Genomic DNA, 25,933 nt, shown 5'->3' on the forward strand with positions numbered 1-25,933 from the left:
GCCTCCTCTTGTCAATTAAAAATATACAACGTAAATAACGATTACTAATATGATTCGATAAACCGCAAAAGGTATTAATTTAATTTTATCTATTAATTTCAAGAAGAAGCGAATTGAAATGAGAGCGAACACAAATGCACTAATAAATCCAGCAATAAAAAATGGAAGAGCATCTAGCGAAAAATACTGCCAGTTTTTTATTAATGATAATAAGCTTGCTCCAGCCATAATAGGTACAGCCATAATAAAAGTAAAATCTGCTGCTGCTCGATGACTCATTCCCAGAAGAACCCCTCCTGATATCGTAGCTCCTGAACGAGAAAAACCTGGCCATAATGATAAACATTGAATAAGCCCTACCGAAAAGGCCTGCTTATATGTTATATCATCAACAGATTGTATAGTAGGCTTCTTTTTCGAAGATAAATCTGCCGCTATCATTAAAAAGGCACCTACAATGAGCCCGATTAAAACGGTATTTATAGAAAATAAATACTCATCAATATAATCCTCAAATAATACACCTAAGACGCCTGCTGGAATTAAACCCACTATTACATGTGTAAGCTTCAATCTATTTTTGTTTTGATTTCTGTTAGCATCTTTACGATTTAACCCTAACAGATTAATAAATCGACTTCTAAATACTACAACGACAGCTAATATAGAACCAAGCTGTATTACTACTTTAAATGTATTAGCTACATATTTCGTTAAGAAATCTACAGACTTTAGCCACATATCATCCACTAAAATCATATGACCAGTAGAAGATACAGGAGCAAACTCTGTTAATCCTTCAACCATCCCTAATATTATTGCCTTAATAAGCATAATAAAATCCATTTATAATTCCCCCGTTATATATGTACAGTTTCAAATCTACTTTTTAGCTTCTCCATCCAATAGTCACCTAATACTATAGCTTAAAGATAGAGACCATGAAATATTTAAAACAGAAAATTAATATAAATTTTACAATTATAGCGTATACAGATCCAAGCCTAGCATTTATTCTTAATACAATGTGAATTATAGAGTTTTTTTATAAATTTATCTATAACAAATAATGCATATAAGTTCTAGGATGCTCGTATTTTGATGAAATATCGCACCTCATGATTCATCAACCAACCGTTTTAATCTATGGTTTTAATTCACAGAACTAAAAAAACAACAAAGCTTTTAGAAACAAACCATAATTGAAGTCAACATTTCATGCACAAAAAAAGAATGTCTACAGAAGCATAGCTTTCGAGACATTCTTATATATAGTACTATCAAATTATTAATATGCTAAAGCAAAAAGACCTTTTATATGTGATAAGTAACGAATATTACTTGCTTCTTTCATTAATGTAGCAGGCATACCTTTAAGTGAGTTTGCATTAGCTCCAATTGAAGCAACAGCATCATTACGTCCAAGACTTGCTAATGTACCTGAGTTAATAGGTGCAAATGCTTCCATTTTGTGTCCTTCTAAATAAGCGTATACATTGTAGCCAACAAGTTCACCCATTTGCCAAGCATTTTGTGCTGTAGGTGCATATGGACGTCCACCTTCTGGAGGGAAAGCAACAGCACTATCACCCACAACAAATACATCTGGATGAGATGTAGATTGTAGGAATTCATTAACTGTAGCACGACCGCGATCTACCTCTATACCTGATTCTCCTACTAATGGGTTACCTTGTACACCACCAGTCCAAACAAATGTATTGGCAACAATTTTTTGACCATCTTTCAGGTCAATTTCATTACCTTTTACATTTGTTACAGGAAGACCAGTTAAAAATTCTACACCACGTGATGCCAAGCTTTCTGTAGCACGTTCAATTAAATGGTCTGGCAATACTGGAAGAATTTTTGGACCTGCTTCTACAAGCTTAATTTTCAAATCTGAAAAATCCACGCCGTATTTTTTCGCAATTTTCGGCATATTATCAACGATTTCACCAATTAATTCAACACCAGTTAAACCGCCACCGCCGATTAAAATTGTAGCATCTGCTTCATTACCAGTTTTCGCATATTCTGCAATACGACCTTCAATATGCTTATAGATTTTATTAGCATCATTTACTGATTTTAGTACCATGCTGTATTCTTGTAATCCTGGAATTCCGAAGTATGCCGTTACACTTCCTAATCCGACAACTAGTGCATCATATGTTAAAGTTGAACCATCAGCTAAACGAACAAGTTTATCATCCACTGAGAAAGATTCTACTTTTTCAATTTTCAAATCGATATCTTTACCTTTGAATAATTTTTCTAATGGTAAAGAAACGGCTTGTTCTTTAATTGTTCCGCCAGCAAGACGATGTAGTTCTGTAATAATTTGGTGAGTTGGGAATTGGTTAACAACTGTAACTTTCGCTTGATCTTTGTTTAGAAATTCACGAACTTTTAAAGCGGTTAAAAGTCCGCCATAACCTGCTCCTAGTACAACAATATGTTTTGACATAGTTTATCCCCCGTCCTTACTCGTTGAATGTAAAATTATTTTTGGCTGCTACGTTCTTCAGAAACTTCTAGATAAGCATTGATGAAACGGAATAACTTTTGAGCTTGTGGATCTTTGATTAATTTTAACAGACCAAAAAGCCCAATTACTTCGTTGCTCTCCGCAGCGCGGTCTTTCGCTTCGATAGCATTTGCGGCAATGTGTTTTACAGAGTCTTTAACAGGGTCGATAATATCTGTAATTGCTCCAAAAGTATCTTTCTTTAGTACATCATCTGTCATGACTAATTGCATAAATTCATAAGACTTAGTTAATGTGTTTACCATTTCAGTTAATTTAGGTAATTGTTCTACCAAAGTAGTCAAGGATTCCTGAACTTCAGGTTGTAATAGCTGATCAAGAACATCGTTTTTTCCTTGATTAGCAGACACTTTTACTTCTTGTTCAGAATTTGCTTGTGTGATAATTTCTGTCATGTCCCATTCTCCTTTACGATAAGCTTTTCGCTTATTTTTGGGAATTAAAGAGGAATTCCCATCTCCCGAATGATTCCTTAAAAAACCGCGTTTAAGAATATTGTGAAATTTTATACAAATGCAATACTAAAATAATACAATATAATGAATTTTTTTAAACAATTATGCTCTAAATATCCTACAAATTTTTAAAAAACATTACATACACATATTTTTCAAGCATTAAAGTAATTACGATTAATGGCCACTTTATTATAAATTTACCCTACTTTTTTTGAAAACAAACTCAAAAATCCGTTACAATATCACCAGTTTGCACAAGTTCATCAACACTAAGAAGAGAGTGTCTCAAAAGGCATAATTATGTTGGTTACCAGGAGCAAAAATAATGTAAATCAGCTTTTTATAAAATATAAATACACACAAAAACAAAACATATTCATAAAAAAAAGCTAGACAAAGTGTAGGGGCTGTCTCAAAAGTGATTCATAATCACTTTTGAGACAGCCCCTACTTTTGTTCACTTAAATCATCTACTATAAGCTCTGCAGCTCTTCTATAAAAATTACTCATATTAACTAGCGAAGCAAGTAATAATATCTTTTCTAAATAATCCCGATCTGACTCATCGACAGGGAAAGCTTCATTTTTTACTTCTTGCACACGTTCATGTACATCCTTTTGAAAGCTTTCTACATTCTTATTATATAAGTTTAAATAACCCTTATATAATTCATCTAATGAAAATTGCTCATCTTGCACCTTATGATTAAGCTTCTCTAAAGTATCTTTAATATCTTTTATAGATAAAGCTCCTTTAAGCTGATAAATAAGGCTAATTAATATTAAATGATCTTTGGAGTATTTTTTATTTTTGATTGGTACGAAAAGTTTCCCTTTCGCATAATTGTTAATCATTGTTTTCGTTAAGACCTTCTCCTCCTCATTTCTTTTTGTATCATTAAATTTATTCTCAAATAATTGAATGACCTGATCCATATATAAATCAATTTCTGGCATATCTTCTAAAGATATATTTTTATCTAAATGTAGTTGTTCAAGATATTCATTTATTCTATCCATGTACATGACCTCAATTTTCAATGTTTAGCTTAATATTATCGTATTCTATCTTTCAAGTAAATGTTGACTACATAACATAATACGTATATCATTATATGTAGTTATTAAAACTACATGATGTTATAAAGGGGTTATTAATATGAATCAATATATACGAGAACCTATAAATGGATTGACACATTTAGCTGGAGCCTTGTTGGCATTCATTGGATTGCTAGCAATGGTTATTAAAGCATCAAGCTCCGGAGCTTCTTCTCTACAAATTGCAGCTGTAATCATTTTTGGTGTAAGTATGATACTTTTATATTCTGCATCTGCTACCTATCATATGGTTATCGCAAAGGAACGTGTAATCGGTTTTCTCAGAAGAATTGATCATTCGATGATCTTTGTATTAATTGCTGGATCATATACTCCCTTTTGTTTGATTAGCTTAAATGGGGTTACCGGTTGGACAATCTTTATTATTATCTCCTTAATTGCGATAAGTGGAGTATTATTCAAATTAGTTTGGTTTAAATGTCCAAGATGGTTATCTACTGCTCTTTATATTTTTATGGGATGGATTATTATTTTCGCAGCATCACCACTAGCAAAAGCCTTAAGTGTAACAGGTTTGTTTCTGTTAATATTTGGGGGGATATTGTATACTATTGGTGGCATTATATACGCTGTTAAGCCGAAATTTCTAGAAATGAAACATTTTGGTTTTCATGAAATATTTCATATTTTTATCCTCTTAGGAAGCTTAGCTCATTTCTTAAGTGTTTATCTTTATGTACTATAAAGAATAATAAATTTCTTATTGATCACATACAAAAAAGGGGCCTCTCAAAAGTGATTTTTTGAGGGGAAGGCCGAACTAACAAGGTGTAGTCAGAAAATAAAGTTTGAATTTATGCCTTTCGCTCCATCCAGCGATTATAAACTATCAAAATTAAAAAAACTTAAACCAGTCTTTTCTAATATGTCAAAGCTTGAGGAGTGCGTAAGGACATTTTTATCTAGATTATGAAAACAAAGATATAGTCAAGAAATAAAGAGTAACAAAAAAAACAGTGAATACCAAAGCATATCTATAAGACTATTAATGATAGTGAAAATTCCGCTTTTGAATGATTACGAAGTGGAAATTTTCACATTCACACAAATTTAAAATATTTTTAAAAAAACAAAAAAATTATGCATTACAATTACAATGGTAGATTCCATTCATTTTTACATACGTTACAAGGGATTAAAAAAATTTTTCACGACTATATAAGGGAGCATTTTTATAGAGTGGAGAGTTGAAAATCATGATTCATTTTGTGCAAAAAAGTTTAAAAAGATCCATATTAGCAGTCATTTTATTAATTATTTTTATTATGTTCATCGGTAACTTAAGCTTTCTATATAATACTATTGTTGGCTCTGTTTTAGATACTATTCAGGAAAACGGAGAACATGATGCTGAACGTATTGCTTCTGAAATTGACGCTGAACAATACGAAAAGTTCTTAAAAAATCCAAATGGAAAGGAATATAAAGCACTCGTAGAGCAACTTAATAATGTTCGTAAAAACAATGGATTTTTATATGTATATACGCTATCAGCTGATAATAATGAACAACTTACTATAATGGTAGATGGTCAAGATAATCCTAGTCCAGTTGGTTCACCTACAACTGGAACTAAATTTAAGGATACTGAAGATGCTTTTAACGGAAAAACAAGTAGTAGTGAAGTTACGGAAGATGAAGAGTATGGAGAATATATTTCAACTTTTGCTCCAATCAAAAATAGCAATGGTACTGTCATTGGGGTAGTAGGGATTGATCAGGACGCGCACGCATTAGAAGAAATAAAAACACTAGTCCTAAAGGAAGAATTACCGATTGTAATTATTTCTGTGGTTGTTCTATCTATTATCATTTCAGTGGCTGTTTTCTGGTATCTGACAAAGAGATTGAATCCTCTTAATCACTTAATGAGCGCTACAAAATACATAACAAATGGAGAAATATCTAAAGCATGTGGAGTAATGGAACAGAATAATGTGAAAGACAAAAATGAGATTGGAAAGCTATATGAAGCCACTAAGAATATGGCTGAAACTATTGAATCATTAATAGGGAAAATGCGTGACATATCCGTTTCCCTTCATGCAAAGGGTACGTATTTAAAAGAATCTACAAGTGAATTAAGTGAAGGTGCTGATCAAGTTTCAACTACAATGACTGAGATGGCTTCAGCTGCTGAATCTGAAGCACAACTTGCTTCAGACTTAAACGAATTGATGTTGGACTTTACGAGCTTATATCAACAGACAGCCGAACAAGGGAATACCATTGTAGATTCAACACAAAAATTATTAAATGATAGTCACACTGGTACTAAATTAATGAACGAATCGAAAGAACAAATGGAGGAAATCTATCAAGTTATCACTAAAGCGGTAGAAGAGGTCAAAATGTTAAATGAGGAAAATAAGAAAGTAGCATCGCTTGTAACGATTATTAGTGACATTGCTGACCAAACCAACCTATTGTCTTTAAATGCTTCTATTGAAGCAGCTAGAGCGGGGGAGCATGGTAAAGGTTTTGCGGTTGTTGCTGGTGAAGTGGGGAAATTATCTCAAGAAGTATCTTCCTCAGTTAAGGATATTCATTCGATTGTAACGACTGCTACAGACAATTCATTAAAAATGGTTGATATTTTAAAGTTTGGTTTAGAAAAAGTATCAAATGGTAGAACGAATTTACATAAAACAGGTGAAACATTTGAGCATATTTCTTCATCACTATCTCATATGAATGAGTTAGCAATAGATATGAGAACACAATTAGCATTGGTAACGGAAAAGGAATCAGATATTAATCAATCCATTATGGAACTAGCATCTATTTCAGAGGAAAATGCAGCAAGTATTGAACAGGTATCCGCTTCTGGACAGGAAATTAACGCTTCTGTTCAATCATTGAGCCATCTTGTAAATGAGTTAAGTACAACAGCAAGTGAATTAAATGAGGTCAGCAATCAATTTAAAACAGAAGAATCTTAATTGATATATCTAAAAAGCGGTATCTTCTTGTTAAAAGGGATACCGCTTTAATCACTTTTGAGAGGTCCCAACGCCTTATCAGCTTTTTTTGAAAATATATAATGTTTTTATGTGTACTTTAATTTTCTAAAAAGCTGATGTTACTGAGTAAGCTCTCTTTATTTTAGCTCTTCTAAGATTGTATATAACTCTTCCAAATGTTTAATTTCATAAGTTGGAATAACTTCATTTCGTTCCTTATTATGACGATTAATCCAAACGGACTTCATGCCAGCACGTGATGCCCCTAAAATATCTGTCATCAAATTATCCCCAACCATAATTGCTTCATCTTTGCTAACATTCATTAAATTAAGTGCATGTTCAAAAATACTAACGTCTGGCTTTCCTTTTCCAAATGCTCCTGAAATAACTATTTGATCGAAATATGGACCAATTTCAGGCGTAATTTCAAGCTTAGTATTTTGTAATTCTGGAGAACCATTTGTTAATAATAACAATGCATACTTTTCTTTCAATTTATCTAAAACCTGGAATGTTTCTTCATAAACAAAGGGATGAAGTTTTCTTTCAAGAGGAAATCTTTCAGCTAGTTCTTCACCAAATTCCTGATCATCAATTCCTAGTTTTTTTAATCCATTTATCCAAGCATCTTTTCGATACCCTGGAACAATCTCTTTCATTTTATTAAACTCTAATCCTTCATCTCCAAAATTCCCCCATAAACCTTCAAAAGGATTAATTCCTATCATTTTTGTAAAATCATATGTTTCATATGCAGAATAAAGAGCTTGTGCTGCTTCACGTACAGCCTCCTCTAATTCACTTGCATCTACATCATATTTCTCCGAAGCATACTCACAAGTGGCTCGAAAAGCCTCACTTATACTCTTATGATCCCAAAGTAACGTATCATCTAAATCAAAAAAAACAGCTTTAATCACATCATCCAACTCCCATTTTTGTCGATAATATTATCATACACACAATAGTTTTTAGTGGAAAGGAAGAAATGACAGATCATTCAATAAATATCTAATTCTTAATCTATTCAAAAAAATAAAAATTCAATGAAAAGGAAGATAATGAATCCCTTCTAACATCCTAAAAAGATTCTGAAGGATGATTACATCTAAACTTTCTACACTACTTGTTACTTGAAAACAACCTAAAATAATTCTTAAAATTACCACTAGTGAATACTTAGTAGATTAGCATGTTTATGCTAAAATCATATTAAACACAATAAAAAAACAGGTATTTTTATTACATTCACCCTTTACTAGAAATAACTAAGACAGTATTTGCAAATGACAAAGAAGATTACACAGATCACAATTCTGTTCAAATAATGGATTATGATTTATCGCAATGTGGAGGTCATATAATTAATGAAAAATATTTTTTTCTATCAAACAGACATTGGGAAAATAGGAATTGAGGAAAACGGAACAGCTATTACTCGTGTCTATTTTCAAGATGAAGAAATTCCTCAAGATGTGACCATAGTTGAAACTGAATTATTAAAAGAAGCAGGAAGACAATTACACAACTATTTTTCTGGAAAACAAACAAACTTTACATTACCTCTATCTCCAAATGGTACAGAATTTATGAAAAATGTTTGGAATAGTCTTTATACGATACCTTATGGAGAAACGCGAAGTTACAAACAAATAGCCGAAAGTATCAATAACCCTAAGGCTATGAGAGCAGTCGGAATGGCCAATAACCGAAATCCAATTCCTATTTTTATCCCTTGTCATCGAGTGATTGGAGCAAACGGTAAACTTGTTGGCTATGGTGGTGGCTTGCATATTAAAGAGTACCTATTAAAGATAGAAAGTAAATAAGACAAGATACTATTATTTTCGTATAGAAGGTGCATACCTATGAATACTGAGCAAAGAATTATTGAAGAAGGAAAAAAACTAATCGAAATATATGGATTTCGTAAATTTACTATGGATGAATTAGCCCAAAATTTACGAATCAGTAAACGAACAATCTATTTACACTACAAAAATAAAAATGAATTAATTAGCTCTATATGTGATTCAATCATTGCTACTGATTTAGAAGAGATGAAAACAATCATCAACCAAAAAGACGATTATGTAGAAAAATTACGTGCTGTATTTTTTCTATATAACATTAAAATGTTAAGAAAAAAATATCTTAATGAATTAAGAAAATTTTTCCCACATGATTGGGAAAAATTTAGAGCATTCAGTGAGAATCGAAGAGACTATGTTAGACAAATTTACAGAGAAGGAGTAGAAAAAGGAATATTTATCAAAAAATGTCCACAGATTCCTGGTACTCCTACCACAATAAATGAAGATCAAACAGTAGAACTATTAATTTTCATATTAACCTCCGTGATTAATCAGGCTTTTGAAACAGAAATGACAGATTATGAGTTTGATGTAAATACCATGCTCATTTACTCTTTTGAAATGCTTATTCAAATGTTTATTGTCAATTAACCAAAATGATACAGTTAAAATAAGGACGTTACAAAAGTAATTAAATATCACTTTTGTAACGTCCTACGCTTTTAAGATACCCTTCTTAAGCAATCTAAAAAGCTAACCACAATAAGTAATTTCTTCATACTCATTTGCAGTTAGCTCTTATTTTGCTTAAAAGTATCTATTGAATTTTGATTAAATTGTTCATTCTATATGGTCTCCCATACCCAAACCAAGTTTAATACGAATGGTATTTCACCTTCAAAATCCTTAGTTATTTCTATTCGTTAAATATCTATCACAATGACTATCAAGCTTTAGTGTTGGTAGCAAACTCAACATTCTCAGCATATTTTGGTTTAAGTCTAACAGCTAGGAAATACAAGCAGAAACTTACAACAGAAAGTACAATTAATACATTTAAAACTAAGAAATAAGAATGATTGATACCATATACGATACCACCGAAGACTGCAGATAATGCTGTTCCCAATGATGAGAATGTAGAAACAATACCAAAGATTGGACCAAAATCTTTTTCACCAAAAATGTATGGTGTAATATAAGAAGGTGCAATAGTTAATGCTGTCGCTCCAAATCCAGTAAAGGTAGCATATAAGATACCAGAAAGCATTGCATCAGCATTTTTCAAGAATACGAAACTTAAGATATTACAAACACCCAGTGCAATAATCATAATATCAATTTTTAGATTATCAAATAGTTTACCAACAACAAGTTTTCCAACAATTACCATCGCTGAACCTAGAGACATTAAGAAAGCTGCTTTAGACACTGGAGCACCAATATCTGTTAAGAAAGGAGCTAAGTTAATAATCATTGTATTTGCTACAATACCTGTTACGATAATGGCTAAACATAAAATCCAAAATGATAGTGTTTTAATAGCATCTTTTTGGCTTACACCAGTTAATACTCTTTCTTTATTTTGTGTAGGTGATTCTCCAAGTGGAGTTAGACCAATATCAGAAGGACGAAATCTAACTACAAATAATGTAAGAGGAACAACCGTAATAAGAATTACAAATCCTATAATAAGATAAGTTGTTCTCCAGCCAAATGACTCAATTAAATATGAAACAATCGGAGTAAGAATAATTCCCCCTACACCACTACCTGACAAAGCAATCCCTAATGCTAATCCACGTTTTTCATTAAACCAGTTTGCAATTAAAACAGATGAAGGAACAATACATCCTGCTAACAGGGCAATCCCTTGTAATACCGATAAAGCGTAAATCACCCAAATGTTTGTTGCAAAAGAGAAACCGATATAAGATCCGGCTCCAAGAATCGTACAAACTGTCATAAATACTCTTATATTCACTCTTTTAAGCAGGTTCCCAGCAATTGGAGCTACAACCATACCAACCAATGTTACAATTGTGAAATAATATGAAAATTGCGATCTTTCGATACCTAGATCTTTCGAAACTGGATCGGTAAAAAATGAGATAAGATTAACAACTGGTGCGAATAGAAACGTCATAGACATAAATGCGGTTAATACAATCCACCAACCATAAAATATTTTACTATTTTTAGCCATTTTTTTAGCACCTTCCTTATTTTCTATATAAATCGAATAATTTCATTCATCTATAAGCGATAAAAAGTTCTGGTTATACGTTACATGAAATTCATCTCTCCTATTCTTTTAATCAGAATAAGAGAGATAGCCATTCTTGAGCACTATATTTCTACTTCTTTCCTAATATATCTAAGATTAACTGAACTTCAACCTTTGTCCCATTAAACATAGCTTCTTCCATTACTTTGAATTTAGGATGGTGGTTCATATAACCACACCCTTGTTCTTCTGTGCCTCCGCCAAGCCATAAGAAGCAAGCAGGAATCACCTTAGCGTAAGCGGAAAAATCTTCACTTGCCATTAACATTGGAGAATCATAAACCAGTTCTTCTCCTAACACACGAATAGCCGATTCTTTTGCTTTTGCAGCTAACTCAGGTGTGTTGTACAGTGCAGAATAGCCACGAATGTAATCCAATTCGTATGTTGCTCCATGTGAAGCGGTCACATTTTCAATAATTTTTTTCACTCGACTTTCCATTAAATCTCGTACTTCATCATGTAATGATCGAATAGAACAACTTAATGTTGCAGTATCAGCAATAATATTTGGTGCTTGTCCACTATGAAATTCACCAATGCTTAACACTGCCATTTCACTTGGTTTTACACTTCTAGATACAACAGTTTGTAACGCCATTACAATTTCGCTACCTACTACAATCGGATCAATAGATAATTCTGGTGTAGAAGCATGTGATCCTTTACCTTGGATTTTTAAGAAGAATCCATCAGCTGCTGTAGTAGCATATCCGGATGTAACTCCAAGTGAGCCCTCTTTCAATCTAGGTAAAATATGAATTCCGTAAATTTCATCTACGCCTTCAAGTACACCTGCATCTACAAGTTGTTGTGCACCACCTGGTGTTAACTCCTCCGCATGTTGAAAGATGAATTTAACCGTTCCAGCAATTTCATCTTTCATATTGGAAAGAACTGAGGCAGTACCTAGTAACATCGCTGTATGTGTATCATGACCACAAGTATGTGCAATATTATCATTTATTGATTTAAATTCCACATTAGATTCCTCTTGCATCGGCAGTGCATCAATGTCAGCGCGAAGAGCAATTATCTTTCCTTCTCCAGCACCCCCAGCTAATGTTGCTACAACGCTTGTTTCTGTCGGTCTAGTAATCTCCAAATTTGGAAAAGTAGACAGAGTATCATAAATATATTGTGCTGTTTTATATTCTTTAAAAGATAATTCAGGGTTTTGATGTATATGTCTTCTCCACTCTACAATTTTTTCAGTTGGTATTTGATTAATCCATTCCATGAAACTCAAACTCCTTTCAAATAAATGAACACAAAGGTATCTTTGTTACAAACTTCACATATTCATTTTTAAGAAATATCAAAATATTTTTTACAGTATTATTATTGCGAATTTTTGAAGTGTTATAAAATTCATTAAATCCTTTCTTCACTTAAAATAATAACACGAACACTAGAAAACTTTAAAAAGTTTTCTAGTGTTCGTGTTGTGACAAAAAAATTAGATACATATAATATTTTTAGATAATTTATATGTTTTTATTTGACTTTTATTATTCACTTATTTATCACTCCTTCTTGTTGGAAATAACTAGAAACACCATGTATGATTTGAAAATGATATAAAAACACAAAAAACCAAACGATGATTCATCATTTGGTTTTTTGTGAAATTATTATCCTTTATATAATAATTATTTTATTTAAGAAACTTTCTTTAACTTCTGTGTTTTTAGCTTAGGTTTGGAGTAAGAAACAAAATATGCTAATCCTACGAATACCGCTCCTCCAATTACATTACCTATGAATGTCGGAATAATATTTTGAATAAAATCTCCCCATGATAACGCATTCGCAAAAATAGCTGCTGGTATAACGAACATATTAGCAACAACGTGTTGAAAACCAATTGCAACAAAAGCCATAATTGGAAACCAAATTCCAAAAATTTTCCCCACCACATCATTTGCTGCGAAAGCAATCCAAATGGCCAAACAAACTAACCAATTGCAGCCAATGGCAGAAATAATCGTTTGAAAAAAAGAATCATTTACTTTTGCTTGTGCAATAGCAATTGTTTTATCCATAAATGGTCCTGTTTCAGTTAACCCAACTACATGTCCAAAAAAATAAGCAACAAATAGAGCCCCTATTAAATTCGCTAATGTAATCCAAAACCAATTATTTAATAATTCTTTTATCGTCACTTTTTTCGAGAAAAAAGCCATAGCTACAGTCATAATATTACCTGTTATTAATTCTCCTCCGGCAATCACAATAAGAATAAGACCTAATGGAAAGACTGCTGCACCTAAAAATGATGATAAACTGCCCCATTCCACTGGCAAATTTCCAATAACTCGGATATCAAGTAGGAAACCTAATGAAATGAAAGCTCCTCCTAAAAATCCAAGAATTAGCATAATTGATAATGGTAGCTTTGCCTTTTGCACCCCTGCATTAATACTCATTTCAGCAATTTCTTGTGGCTTGTTGAATCCCATCAAACCTCTCCCCCTTTTAACTCTCCCATATATTAAGAAAAGCACAAGCGCTTTTGGAAGCCTCGGTCAGCATAAGTAGTTCTAAAAAAGGCACTCTTTTACTCCTAAACGGATTGACTTATGGCCTTGCGAAACTGAAACTAAGCGCTGGAGCTAAACACCCAACTACTTGTAAAAACATAATTTTTATCCAATAAAAAAGGCAACATTAAAAAGCCTATTAAACAATAGGAATTTTTAACGTTGCCTAACTTTACTGCATATCATTTACAATAAAATCAATCTTCATTAAGTAAGAATATAAAATAAAAAATTTGCAGACCTTGCAAATTTTTCATAATTCTTTTCAGAACATAAATATGATATCAAAAAAAGTAAAAAAATGTCCATACTTTTTTTATTTTATGTCTTTCATTTTAAGTTTATATATGTTAATTACATTTCGTTATCTAATAAGATTCTTTCTGGATGCGTGTATATGTTTAATGACTGATTACGAATAAATCCAACAGTTGTAATTCCTAATTCTTCTGCTGATTGTAAGGCGAATTCAGTTGGAGCAGATTTAGACAGAATAATTTCACATCCAATTTTCGCTACTTTTAATAGAATTTCTGATGAAATTCGCCCACTAAAGACGATTATTTTTCCCTCCATAGATAAACCTTGTTTTATACAATGTCCGTATATTTTATCTAGGGCATTGTGCCTTCCTATATCCATTCGGCTAATAATTATTCCGTCTTCATCACAAAGTGCTGCATTATGTACTCCACCTGTACTTTGAAAAATAGCTGCTGATTTCTGTAATGTATCCATTAATCGAAAACAATCATTAGCAGTAATCTTAATTTTTATATCCTTCATTTCTTTAACTGTTAAGGCATCATTAGCGAATACGAAGCCTTGTCTACTCATACCACAACATGAAGTAATATACCTTTTATTCTGGAGTTTAAGGTGAAATGGATTTAACTTGTCCGTTTTTACATGGACAATACCAGCCTTATCTTGTACCCAAATATCCCTTATTTCTTCGTACTTTCGAATAATTCCTTCCGATGTTAAATATCCGATTACCATTTCTTCAATATACTCAGGTGTACAAACCATTGTAACGAATTCCTCACCATTAATCTTAACTGTTACTGGATATTCTGTTACGACTAAATCATTTATTTTATCAGCGCAACCGTTTGAGACACGAATAACTTCTCTTCTCATAGTGACCGCTTTCATCATTCCATCCCTCCCCCTATTCAAATACTAAAAGTCTTATAATCAGTAAACACTCACACTGGCCTTAAAACCCCTTTTTCCATAAAGAAATCTTCAATCACCCTTTTTTATCTATAGGCTTATCGAATATAAACACTGAAACAGCCATATTCTCCTCAACCTTAATATCCGAAAATAAATGCAGAAGCTTTGCGCCTACTAGATCCTCCATCCCATCTGGAGGACTAACAGCATACAAATCCTGGATCATTTTTGTTCGAGCAGCATGAATCATTTCCTTACCATCTGCTGTTTGACAAATAAATATTTCTGTTGGTGTTAAATTACCATACAATGTTGAAACTGCCATATTTTCAATAAAAACTGTATGAATTCTTTCTGGTCCTTTTCCAAACAAATCTTTACGAAGTTTACGTATAATATCATTAAACTCATGAACTACCTTTGACATAGACTAATCTCCCCCAAATGAAAATCTACTTCTTTGAATTCAACATTGTTCAGCATAAATTATCGTTTTAAAAAAGAAAAGCATATGGCTCAAAAATGATTATAAGCATATTATTGTATTTTTCAAAATTATAGGTATAATAATGTTATAAATGATGGATACATAATATATTTATGTTGTGTTTCTATTTTTTATTTGATATTTATATGGTTTGGATTGGTATTCTAGCAAGGTTTGTTATTAAACTATTCCACCATGAATTACACTTTACTAATCTAGAGAAAGTGTAATCATGGTGGTTTTTTTATTGTTTTTTTTACTAAGATAGAAGTCACTCGTTCAACTTGGGGTTATCGTTTTTTAATAAATGAACTCTTTTGCCATTCGGACAGATTCTCTACATGTAGCAACACCTGATGCTTGAACTAAAAGTAATCCAGGTCAAAAAATAGAATGTTTCCGCATACTTTGTTGCCTATAAAAACAAGAATCTTTTAGAAAACAGCCAAAAAAATATTATGAATCTCTAAATACATGAAAAATCATTTCATACGATTTAAAGGGGGAAAAACGATGAAGGATTCGAGTATTAAGGTACGTATTAATAATCAGGAGTACCTTGCAAATGCTGGATCAACTGTTTTAGAAGTTATTAATCAATATGAAATACCTCATCCTCAAATTTGTTATGTACCTGAAGTAGACCCGATTCAAACCTGTGACACTTGTATTGTTGAAGTGAATGGAAAGCTTATGCGTTCTTGTTCAACAGTTGCCGAAAATGGTATGGATATTCAATTGAACTCCAACCAAGCGAAGAGTGCTAGAACAGAAGCAATGGATCGGATTCTCGAAAATCATCTCCTATACTGCACAGTTTGTGACAATAACAACGGAAATTGTAAACTTCATAATACGGCAGAACTAATGGAAATTGAACACCAAAAATACCCTTATACACCTAAAGTAAGTGTTGATCAAGTAGATATGAGCCATCCTTTTTACCGTTATGATCCAAATCAATGTATAGCTTGCGGGCAATGTGTAGAAGTATGTCAAAGTCTTCAAGTGAATGAAACGCTTTCTATTGATTGGGAAGCTGAAAGACCGAGAGTACTTTGGGATAAAGGATCATCGATAAACGACTCTTCTTGTGTTAGCTGTGGGCAATGTGTGACGATTTGTCCATGTAATGCACTAATGGAAAAATCGATGCTTGGCGAAGCTGGTTTCATGACTGGGTTAGAAGATGATATTTTAACACCAATGATTGATATCGTTAAAAAAGTAGAAACGAATTATAGTAGCATCTTTGCTGTATCAGAAGTAGAAGCGGCAATGCGCGATAAACGGACGAAAAAAACAAAAACAGTTTGTACATTTTGTGGTGTAGGCTGTTCTTTTGAAGTTTGGACAAAAGATCGAAAAATCCTTAAAGTCCAACCATCTCATGATGCTCCTGTCAATGCTATATCTACTTGTGTTAAAGGAAAATTCGGATGGGACTTTGTAAATTCTGAGGAAAGAATAACAAAACCTCTCATTCGTAAAAATGGTCAATTTGTTGAAGCTAGTTGGTCAGAGGCTCTTGATTTGGTTTCAAGCAAATTAGGCGGTATTAAAGAACAGTACGGAAAAGGTTCTGTTGGTTTCATCTCATCTTCTAAAATTACAAATGAAGAAAACTATGTGTTCCAAAAACTCGCAAGACAAATTTTCAAAACAAATAACGTTGATAACTGCTCTCGTTATTGTCAATCTCCTGCGACAGATGGTTTGTTCCGTACAGTTGGTATGGGTGGTGACGCTGGAACAATAAAAGATATCGCTCAAGCAGGGCTCGTAATCATCGTTGGAGCAAATCCAGCAGAAGGGCACCCTGTATTAGCTACACGTGTCAAACGTGCTCATAAACTACATGGCCAAAAGCTGATCGTTGCGGATCTTCGTAAGAATGAAATGGCTGAGCGCTCAGATATTTTTATTAGTCCAAAGCAAGGAACAGACCAAGTATGGTTAATGGCTGTAACAAAATATATCTTTGATCAAGGTTGGCAGGATCAAAAGTTCATTGATGAAAATGTTAATTTCTTAGATGAATATAAGAAATTATTAACAAAATATACATTAGATTATGCTGAGAAAATTACAGGTATATCTAAGCAAACTCTCATACGAATTGCCGAAATAATTCGTGACGCTGATGGTACTTGTGTTCTTTGGGGAATGGGCGTTACACAAAACACTGGTGGTTCCGAGACATCTGCTGCCATTTCTAACCTATTACTTGCTACAGGGAACTATCGTAGACCAGGGGCAGGTGCATATCCTCTTCGCGGTCATAATAACGTACAAGGTGCATGTGATATGGGAACTCTTCCGGGGTGGTTACCAGGATATCAACATATTACTGATGATGTAGCTCGTGCAAAATTCGAAAAGGCCTACAATGTAAAAATTGATAGTAAACCAGGTTTAGATAATATTCAAATGCTTGATTCCATTGATAAAGGCGCTATGAAAGCGATGTATGTTATGGGTGAAGATATGGCTCTTGTTGATAGCAATGCGAATCATGTGCATGATGTTCTATCGAAGCTAGAATTCTTAGTTGTTCAAGATATTTTCTTCTCAAGAACGGCACAATATGCTGATGTTATATTACCTGCTTCACCATCACTTGAAAAAGAAGGAACATTTACGAATACAGAACGTCGAGTACAAAGACTTTACCAAGCACTTCCTACTCTAGGTGATTCAAAACCTGATTGGTGGATCATTCAAGAAGTAGCCAAACGCTTTGGAGCAGATTGGAATTATACAAGTCCTAGCGAAATTTTTGCAGAAATGGCTAGTTTGTCACCACTATTTAGCAAAGCAAATTATGAAGTTCTTGAAGGCTGGAATAGTTTCCTTTGGGGTAGCTTAGATGGAGAAAGTACACCGCTTCTTTATGTGAATGGCTTCAATTTTCCTGACAAAAAAGCTCGCTTTGCAGTAGCTGATTGGATTGAACCGGCGTATTTCCCAGAAGAGTACGATTTGCATATCAACAATGGACGTATGCTCGAACATTTCCATGAAGGTAACATGACAAATAAATCATCTGGTCTTCAATCAAAAGTTCCTAATATTTTTGTTGAGGTTTCTCCTCAATTAGCTAAAGATCGTAATCTTTGTGACGGTGGGCTTGTACGTCTAGTGTCTCCTTACGGTGCTGTAAAGCTGAACGTTTTAATTACAGATCGTGTAAAAGGGAACGAACTTTATTTACCAATGAACTCAGTAGACAAAGATTCAGCTATTAATTTCTTGACTGGACCTGCTTATGATACTCGAACACATACGCCAGCTTATAAACAAACGAAGGTTCGAATGGAAGTCATAAATACATGTGGAGATAATCCACTACCAGTTACAAATCCACGTAATAAGAAACGTTATCCTCAAAATGGTGTTGAGGTACAGCGTAAATGGAATCGTCCAGGTTACGAACATCTTACAAATCATTAAGATATGTAAGATGAAAGGTGATCATTTTATAAAGATTGATTTTTGTAACATTGATCCTCATTCGAAGAAAAAAGGCACTTCTAAGAGTCTATTACTTCGAATGAGTTACATTAAATATGCCGAAAGATCAGTCCACATATAAATGAAGCAATTTGTTAATTGGTTATTCACTATGACCACATTCTACGGATTGAATAGTAATATATCTTATTAAATAAGGAGATGAAATAAATGGCGGCTCCTATAACAAATATTCAACGGTATGAACCAACCGAAGCAGAGATTAAACAACAAAAGATTGAAGAATTGACTAAGCTCTTATCTAACAATGAAGAAGCCATTAATCATATTTTTGAAATAATCGGTGAGCTTAATGATATGGGCGTGCTAGAAGCAGCTACTACTATGCTTCAAGCAAAAGAGCAAATTACGAAAATTGCACTCCAGCAGGTTTCAAAAGATCCAGTAACAAATTTAATGAACACTATTACTGGAGCAACTGGGGCTTTAATGAAAGCTGACTCAGAAAAAACAACAAAACTAGTGAATAGTGCTGTAGCAGGAATTGATGAAGGAACTAAATTCCTTGAAACAGATAAAAAGATTACCGTTATGAATCTTTTAAAAACGTTAAATGATCCAGATATTAATCGTTCTATTGGCTTTACCCTTGCCTTCCTAAAAGGAATGGGTAAAGAACTAAATAAGAAGTAAGAAAGACCATCTCAAAAGTAATATTGAACTACTTTGAAACTCCTTATGCTTTATATGACATCATCTATTTAACATATGTTATCTAGTAATATATTTAAAAGAGGCCAATGAAAAATGCTTTCATTGGCCTCTTAACTTAAATTGAAAGAACACACTATTTATTATTTAACATCAGTCGTTTTTTGTTGTGTGAAAAAGAAAATAAAAATAATAATGGGTATAGCTAATAAAAACGTATGACTTCTTGTTTCTAACGTATCATTTACATTATTTGTATTATTTACCAACATTTTTTTCAGTCCTTATCACATGGTCTAATAATTCTTGAGGCACTACGTAATACTTACTTACAATTGAATTAAACTGTTCAATGCTTTCCTGTGGAATCGTTATTGGAATAATTTCTGGATACCCAAAAATAGGGCCTGAAACATTAATAGTAAATTCTCCTGAAGAAACAAAAGTTCCTGTCACATGAATTTTTCCGATAATTAACAAGATAGCAAGAATAACATCAATAAAATTAATAATGATATCTCCTAATAACGCCTGATTCTTACCTTCTAAACGAGCACTCCCGAAAAGAGGTCCTCCTAAAGATAAGCTAAATCTTCCTGGCCTCACAAACACACCGAAAATTGTAATTTGTCCTGTTAACAAGAGTGTTGCTGTAATTAGATCAAGACTACGTTCTACAGAATAAATTAGTTTCGTTTCTGGACTATTGTATGCATCTACATAGGTATTCTTCAACATTATCACACCTTATGTATTCAACTTATTCCAAAGACTAAACGAATGTCACTCTTTTAACGAACTTTCTATAACCGTCATAATGGCTTCTTCAATTTCTTTGTAACCGGTACATCGACAAATATTCGATGACAGCCATGTGATGATCTTTTCTTTATCGGGATTATGATCATTAAGAAGTAGGGCATGACTATTCATAATAAAACCCGGTGTACAATATCCGCATTGAAAGGCAAATTTATCAATAAAGGCTCTTTGAATAGGTGTATCTTTAAGTCCTTCAATCGTTATAACTTCTGCTTGATGTGCTTCAACAACTAATAACAAACATGATTTCATTGGTCTATTATTATATAAAATGGTACATGCTCCACAGTCTCCATTTAAGCACCCGCGTTTAGCACCAGTCAGACCCAGCTTATTTCTTAATACGTTTAGCAAAATAGCTGATGGTAAAACCTCTATCTCGTGATTTTCATTATTAATTTGTATTGATATAATCATGCTTCGATTTTTAGGTAAATCATTCAAAAGCCTCACCACCTAATGTAGAAAAAATGTGGATTAACGTGTTTTTTAATACAAATAATCGATACTCTTTCGATCCTTCAATATCATTTAATATTGGACTAGGTATATATTCAACTGCAGCCGAAATACGTTCTTGATAAGATAAACTTTTATCATTGAGTCTTGCCTCCATTTCCTTCGAACGAAAAGGAAATGGGCATAATCCACTGAACGCAAATCGAATAAACCCATCTTTTTTCAAAGAGGCCACAGTCACAAGAGGATAACCATCATCCCATTGCTTTCTCTTTTTGATACTAATAGACGGAACATTTACCATTTCTTTTTTTGTTAGAATTTGAACTAAAAATTCTCCTTCATTTAACAATAGTTCTTTTTGAAAAACATCATTTATCTGTTTTTTTCTAATTCCACTAGGTCCAGCAATAACAACTTCACTATCCGCTAACAAAAAGGGAAGAACAGCTTCTCGATAGTATATTTCACCACAAATGTTCCCACCCACTGTAATTTTGTTTCTTGCTGTGTGATCGGCAATTTCTTTTGAGGCTTCTGTTAACAGAGGATATAATATCTTTTCTTCAAATTTGTATAGACCTATGGTCGAACCAATTATTAATTCGTCTCCAAGTAATTGATAAATGTTACATTCTGAAATTACCTTAAGATCTATAATCGCATCAGTATGAACAAGATTTAATCGTGCTAATGTAATAATTTCCGTTCCACCACCATAATATAATGGTTTTTTTCCTTTTTCTCTTAAATCTTGAAAGAGCTTAGTCGCTTCCTGAATGGTATTAGGCTTAAAATATACTAAATGTGGAGACAGCATTATTTTGGTTCCCCCTCTTTACTTCTCCATATTAACTCTGGTAGTAAAGGTAAATGATTTAATGGAATTCCTGCAGCTAAAGAAAGACTATTTCCTAATGCAGCAGGCATTCCTAAGATTCCATGTTCACCAAGACTTCTCGCCTTATTTATATAATCAGCCTGAGTTGTCTCAATAAATGAACAGACAAACTCAGGATGTTCACCATATCGAATCGGTCGATATGTTCGAAGCTGTGGATTCAGCACTCGTCCTTCTTGGTCAAAATAAAACGTTTCACGTCCTGCAAAAGAAAGACCCATACTCATAGCTCCCATCACTTGACCTTCCGCTGTCTTTTGATTAAGAACTTTCCCTACATCTATTACGGAAACAGCTTTTAGAATTTTATACGTATATTCAATTGGATCGTATTCAACTTCTACTCCTTGTGCTGCAACCGTCCATTCTGGTCCTGGATTTCCTGAACCAGTCTTTGCGTCTAATTTCGTCAGTCCTTGGAAAATAAAATGACCCTTTCCTATAATCTGCCCACCAATGGCATTCCCATTTGGATACGTATATCCATATACTAATTCTTTGTATGGTAGACTGACAGATGGATTATTACGTAAAAATACTTTTTCTTCTCCAAGATCGATATCATCTACTGAAGCTCGAAAAACGGTAGCTGCTATTCGTTTTATTTGCGAAATCGCATCTTCGCATGCTTGAAGAGCTGCACGACCAGCCATGAAAGTTCCCCGACTGGCTACCGTTTTCCAATGTTCCGGAGTACTTTGTGTATTTACTTTCATTTGAACTTTAACGCGATCTATGCCCATCTTTAGCTTATCAGCAACTATTTGCGCTAACACAGTCTTTGTTCCCGTTCCTATTTCAATAACACCTGTTATTACATTTACCGTTCCATCCGGATTAAATGTTAAAATAACACCTGAGCTTGCGTTTGTATCAATCGTAGAATTTTTCCACACACAGCTAATTCCTTTTGCAATGATCTTATTATTTTTTTTCTTAAATACTTGACCCTCTTCCCAATTCATTAAACTTTTTAATTTTTTTATACATTTAGGAAGATTTCCTACCGTACTTCTATTTAGTTTCACTTGAGTTGGTGAAGAATCACCTGGTTGAATCGCATTTATTTCCCGCAAATAAAGTGGATCTATATTCAATTTCTGAGCAAGCATATCCATTGTTCGTTCAAAAGCAAATAGAACTTCAGAATGTGCAAATCCTCTAAACGGAGTTGCATATGGATGATTTGTATACATACAAAGTGAATCGCACCACACATGATTAATTCGATAAGGTCCGGTACAATCTACAGCACCTGCTCTACTCAAATCTGTAGCTTTATCACCGTATGCTCCTCCATCCCACAGATATGTTAATTCAGCTACCTGGAGCTTTCCATCTTTTGTACAGCCTAATCTTACGGTTGCATCTAACCCTATATGACAAGGTGATGTAACGATATCCTCTTCACGACTGTTTTCTACCTTTACCAGTCTTCCCCCAACCGCTTTTGACGCAATATAGGCTAGAAGCTCCAATTGCACAGCTGCCTTTCCTCCATATGCACCTCCAACAAACGGCGTATTAACGATGACATTTCCCATCTCAATTCCAAAGTATTGACTAATCAGTCTTTTGATCATAAATGGTCCTTGTGATGAGGAAGTAATCATAATTTTCCCATCGTCCTTTATTTCTGCTAAGGAACATCTTGGCTCCATCGCGATATGGTCAGAAGGTGCAAAGGAGAACTTTTGTTCAATCATCACCTCACTTTTCTGCCAGCCTATAGCTTTATTCCCTTTACGAATTTTGGTGAAATTAGCAATATTTGTTCCCAGAACAGGGTACACCTCAGGTATTTTCTGATAATTCTCCAATTGTTCATGAAGAATAGGAGCTTTTGGGTCTAAAGCTTCGCGTGGGGAGTTGATAACAGGTAAACGATCATAAGTAATATGAATAAAGTTAGCCGCATATGTAGCTTGCAGCATTGTATCTGCGACGATTAGAGCAACCACTTCCCCGTAATAACGTACTTTTCCATATGCAATCGGGTATCTATCTCTTATTTCTTCCCCTGTTAAAGGTAAATCTCCTCCAACAATGATGGCACGAACACCCGGAAGAGTTTTTGCCATCGATGAATCAATCTTTTTAATTAGCGCATGTCCATATGGACTAATGACTTTTTTCACATGAAGCATTCCAGCCTCTTGTACATCACCGGTATACGTAGCTTTACCCGTTACCTTCTCCCATGCTTCTTTTCGAATCACACCTTGACCAATCGTATCCATGTCAAGCTCCTTTCTGCCATTTGAAAATAATAGGAATACAACCGTATTAATGAATTTTATATAAATGCAATAGCGTGCATAGAGGCATCTCAGGAATCATCTTCACTCCCCTTCGAAACAGTGCTTTCCACAAGCTTTTTCCAATAAACATAATCTGACCACTCATCGATATCAATAAATAACTGCTTATCATCAAAAGGAATCAGTAAACCTTTTTCACGATTTTTTTCTATTACTGATTTCGCACCTTGATCTCCTCGTATTTGTTTTAACTCATAAAATAGATTTTTGGATATTAAGATAGGAGGTTGAATTTGTCCGTGATTACTAGAAGCAATGAAAGAGGAATTGAGATTTTGATTAAATGTAGTTATTAGAATGTTAAGCATTTCTGAAGTAATGAAGGGTTGATCAGCTAAAAAAATTAAAACAGCATCAGATTCAAGATTTTCTGCTTTCTCTACTCCTTTTTTTAGAGAATAGGATTGACCGTATTCATAATTAGCTATTTCTATACAGTTTAATTTATCCTTGCTTAAGCCTGAAAAATCCAAATGGTGATTACATTTAGTCACAATGATGATGTGATTAAGGTTAGAAATAATCGCCTCATTTAAAGCCCAGATTCCGATTTGCTTGTTTGCTATTTGTAACGTTAATTTATCTTTTCCCATGCGCTTACTATTGCCAGCGGCTAAGTATACACCCGTTATCTTCATAAGTATGTTTCTTTCAATCTTAATTCTTTAATAATTTCTCCAATAATACTTATCGCGATTTCCTCAGGTCCTTTCGCGCCAATGGATAATCCAATTGGATAATGAATATAATCAGGGATATCATGATGAAATACCGCTTTTGTTCGCTTTTTAGATCCCATAATTCCAACATACAATAAATTCTGCTTGATAATATGTGCTACTATTTCTTGATCACGTTGAAAATGATGTGTCATAATGATCACACAATCCTTTTCACTGAAGGTAATCTGTTCCATGATTTCATTTGGAAATCCAATCACGTAATGATCTGCAAAAGGAATATTTTCTTTATTACAAAGTGCCGGTCTCCAATCACATACTGTTACAGATAATCCTATAGTGGCAGCTAGCATAGCAACTGGCTTAACATCTATCCCAGCACCAAATATAATTAAGCGAGGTTTTGGTTGAATCATTTGAGTATATATCCAATAAGAATCCATCTTTTGTAGACCTTGCAAGTCATATATTTTATTTTCACTGAAATCTTCAATTACTTGAATATCAGATTCAAATATATCCCATTCAAAGCTGAGCTTTTTTTGAAGAATAACGGATTGATTTCTTTGAATATATTCCGTGATACTAGCTAATAAGTTTCTTAAAGTATCATCAATGAACTCTAATGTAACGTAAATAGTACCATTACAGCCTGTTCCTATCCCTAATTCCCAATCACTTTCCATGTCATATACTAAAGTTGTCGAGCGCTTCGTTACAAATACACCTTGTGAATGGAGAACTAAATCTTCCTCCATACATCCTGGACTAATTACACCTATACAAGTTCCGTCTTTTTTAATTAACATCGTCGATCCTTCACGCAAGTAAGCAGACCCATCTACGTGGATAATCGTTACCAATACACTTTCGACTGTCGTATTTTGAACATCGTCAAGGATCCTATATATCGAATTCAATTCCTCACCCATCCTCTTATAGCAATTTCGGTTCATATTAGTCATTTTATGTAAAGGTGTAGAACAATTATGTCTGACTACTAATTTTCTATTTTGATATCAAATACATAAACTTCATTAAATAAAAGCCCTTGATATAGCTACAATGATAATCATTATCATCATTGCAAGTCTTTTTTACAAATCGTTCATAGATTGTCGATAATCTATGAATAAAAAATTACAATTATTACAA

23 protein-coding genes are annotated in these 25,933 nt (G+C 33.5%); 6 read left to right on the top strand and 17 right to left on the bottom strand.

Annotation, left to right across the window (positions count from 1 at the left end):
• Nucleotides 1-15 precede the first annotated feature (15 nt).
• The 4 genes from BN349_RS21025 to BN349_RS21040 all read right to left on the bottom strand — a co-directional run bounded on the left by BN349_RS21025 (nt 16) and on the right by BN349_RS21040 (nt 4,029).
• Entirely contained in the window at nt 16-846 is an 831-nt protein-coding gene (locus BN349_RS21025) for an undecaprenyl-diphosphate phosphatase (RefSeq protein ID WP_019244285.1), read from the bottom strand.
• A gap of 442 nt (nt 847-1,288) precedes the next feature.
• Entirely contained in the window at nt 1,289-2,470 is a 1,182-nt protein-coding gene (locus BN349_RS21030) for an NAD(P)/FAD-dependent oxidoreductase (protein ID WP_019244286.1), read from the bottom strand.
• A 35-nt stretch (nt 2,471-2,505) separates the two neighbouring features.
• Nucleotides 2,506-2,946 carry a DUF1641 domain-containing protein gene (locus tag BN349_RS21035; protein WP_019244287.1) on the bottom strand — a complete coding sequence of 147 codons (441 nt, stop codon included), beginning with the start codon at nt 2,944-2,946 and terminating at the stop codon, nt 2,506-2,508.
• Between the two features lie 510 nt (nt 2,947-3,456).
• The gene (locus tag BN349_RS21040) at nt 3,457-4,029 is read right to left on the bottom strand and encodes a DUF1836 domain-containing protein (protein ID WP_019244288.1); all 573 of its coding nucleotides are present in this window, start codon (nt 4,027-4,029) and stop codon (nt 3,457-3,459) included.
• 139 nt (nt 4,030-4,168) lie between these two features.
• Between BN349_RS21040 and trhA the strand changes: the two genes are divergently transcribed.
• A complete protein-coding gene (trhA, locus tag BN349_RS21045) occupies nt 4,169-4,816 on the top strand; it encodes a PAQR family membrane homeostasis protein TrhA (protein ID WP_019244289.1) in 648 nt (215 codons plus the stop codon).
• Between the two features lie 511 nt (nt 4,817-5,327).
• The gene (locus tag BN349_RS21050) at nt 5,328-7,073 is read left to right on the top strand and encodes a methyl-accepting chemotaxis protein (protein ID WP_019244290.1); all 1,746 of its coding nucleotides are present in this window, start codon (nt 5,328-5,330) and stop codon (nt 7,071-7,073) included.
• A 158-nt stretch (nt 7,074-7,231) separates the two neighbouring features.
• On the opposite strand, the gene BN349_RS21055 is transcribed toward BN349_RS21050, so the two are convergent.
• Complete coding sequence (locus tag BN349_RS21055; RefSeq protein ID WP_019244291.1) at nt 7,232-8,017, bottom strand: HAD family hydrolase; 786 nt, start codon at nt 8,015-8,017, stop codon at nt 7,232-7,234.
• Nucleotides 8,018-8,464: 447 nt separating this feature from the next.
• On the opposite strand from BN349_RS21055, the gene BN349_RS21060 reads away from it, so the two are divergent.
• The gene (locus tag BN349_RS21060; RefSeq protein WP_019244292.1) at nt 8,465-8,926 is read left to right on the top strand and encodes a methylated-DNA--[protein]-cysteine S-methyltransferase; all 462 of its coding nucleotides are present in this window, start codon (nt 8,465-8,467) and stop codon (nt 8,924-8,926) included.
• A gap of 39 nt (nt 8,927-8,965) precedes the next feature.
• Nucleotides 8,966-9,562 (top strand): TetR/AcrR family transcriptional regulator, encoded by a 597-nt coding sequence (locus tag BN349_RS21065; RefSeq protein ID WP_019244293.1) that lies wholly within the window; start codon nt 8,966-8,968, stop codon nt 9,560-9,562.
• Between the two features lie 295 nt (nt 9,563-9,857).
• On the opposite strand, the gene BN349_RS21070 is transcribed toward BN349_RS21065, so the two are convergent.
• From BN349_RS21070 to BN349_RS21090, 5 genes are all read right to left on the bottom strand, one after another.
• Nucleotides 9,858-11,117 (bottom strand): MFS transporter, encoded by a 1,260-nt coding sequence (locus BN349_RS21070; RefSeq protein WP_019244294.1) that lies wholly within the window; start codon nt 11,115-11,117, stop codon nt 9,858-9,860.
• A gap of 151 nt (nt 11,118-11,268) precedes the next feature.
• Nucleotides 11,269-12,438, bottom strand: coding sequence for an amidohydrolase (locus BN349_RS21075; protein ID WP_019244295.1), 1,170 nt, complete (start codon nt 12,436-12,438; stop codon nt 11,269-11,271).
• Nucleotides 12,439-12,859: 421 nt separating this feature from the next.
• Nucleotides 12,860-13,660, bottom strand: coding sequence for a formate/nitrite transporter family protein (locus BN349_RS21080; RefSeq protein WP_019244296.1), 801 nt, complete (start codon nt 13,658-13,660; stop codon nt 12,860-12,862).
• 435 nt (nt 13,661-14,095) lie between these two features.
• Nucleotides 14,096-14,899, bottom strand: coding sequence for a formate dehydrogenase accessory sulfurtransferase FdhD (fdhD, locus tag BN349_RS21085; RefSeq protein ID WP_026089429.1), 804 nt, complete (start codon nt 14,897-14,899; stop codon nt 14,096-14,098).
• A 97-nt stretch (nt 14,900-14,996) separates the two neighbouring features.
• Nucleotides 14,997-15,350, bottom strand: a complete 354-nt coding sequence (locus tag BN349_RS21090; RefSeq protein ID WP_019244298.1) for a DUF2294 domain-containing protein — start codon at nt 15,348-15,350, stop codon at nt 14,997-14,999.
• Nucleotides 15,351-15,923: 573 nt separating this feature from the next.
• Here BN349_RS21090 and fdhF point away from each other — a divergent pair.
• A complete protein-coding gene (fdhF, locus tag BN349_RS21095) occupies nt 15,924-18,863 on the top strand; it encodes a formate dehydrogenase subunit alpha (protein WP_019244299.1) in 2,940 nt (979 codons plus the stop codon).
• A gap of 231 nt (nt 18,864-19,094) precedes the next feature.
• Entirely contained in the window at nt 19,095-19,577 is a 483-nt protein-coding gene (locus BN349_RS21100) for a DUF1641 domain-containing protein (protein WP_019244300.1), read from the top strand.
• 161 nt (nt 19,578-19,738) lie between these two features.
• Here the strand turns inward: BN349_RS21100 and BN349_RS26705 are convergent, their stop codons facing one another.
• From BN349_RS26705 to BN349_RS21135, 7 genes are all read right to left on the bottom strand, one after another.
• Nucleotides 19,739-19,867: a hypothetical protein gene (locus BN349_RS26705; RefSeq protein WP_019244301.1), complete on the bottom strand. Its 129-nt coding sequence runs from the start codon at nt 19,865-19,867 to the stop codon at nt 19,739-19,741.
• Nucleotides 19,854-20,333: a hypothetical protein gene (locus BN349_RS21110; protein ID WP_034294984.1), complete on the bottom strand. Its 480-nt coding sequence runs from the start codon at nt 20,331-20,333 to the stop codon at nt 19,854-19,856. Before BN349_RS21110 ends, BN349_RS26705 begins: the two co-directional genes overlap by 14 nt.
• A gap of 45 nt (nt 20,334-20,378) precedes the next feature.
• Nucleotides 20,379-20,834 carry a (2Fe-2S)-binding protein gene (locus BN349_RS21115; protein ID WP_034294992.1) on the bottom strand — a complete coding sequence of 152 codons (456 nt, stop codon included), beginning with the start codon at nt 20,832-20,834 and terminating at the stop codon, nt 20,379-20,381.
• A gap of 19 nt (nt 20,835-20,853) precedes the next feature.
• The gene (locus BN349_RS21120; RefSeq protein WP_019244304.1) at nt 20,854-21,696 is read right to left on the bottom strand and encodes an FAD binding domain-containing protein; all 843 of its coding nucleotides are present in this window, start codon (nt 21,694-21,696) and stop codon (nt 20,854-20,856) included.
• Entirely contained in the window at nt 21,696-24,017 is a 2,322-nt protein-coding gene (locus BN349_RS21125; RefSeq protein ID WP_019244305.1) for a xanthine dehydrogenase family protein molybdopterin-binding subunit, read from the bottom strand. Before BN349_RS21125 ends, BN349_RS21120 begins: the two co-directional genes overlap by 1 nt.
• 89 nt (nt 24,018-24,106) lie before the next feature.
• On the bottom strand, nt 24,107-24,736 hold the full coding sequence (locus BN349_RS24535) for a nucleotidyltransferase family protein (RefSeq protein ID WP_019244306.1): 630 nt from the start codon (nt 24,734-24,736) through the stop codon (nt 24,107-24,109).
• On the bottom strand, nt 24,733-25,698 hold the full coding sequence (locus tag BN349_RS21135) for an XdhC family protein (RefSeq protein WP_026089430.1): 966 nt from the start codon (nt 25,696-25,698) through the stop codon (nt 24,733-24,735). The genes BN349_RS24535 and BN349_RS21135 overlap by 4 nt, the downstream gene beginning before the upstream one ends.
• Nucleotides 25,699-25,933 lie beyond the last annotated feature (235 nt).

Source organism: Bacillus sp. AP8 (genome assembly GCF_000321185.1).
Taxonomy (GTDB): domain Bacteria; phylum Bacillota; class Bacilli; order Bacillales; family DSM-1321; genus Bacillus_AD; species Bacillus_AD massilioanorexius.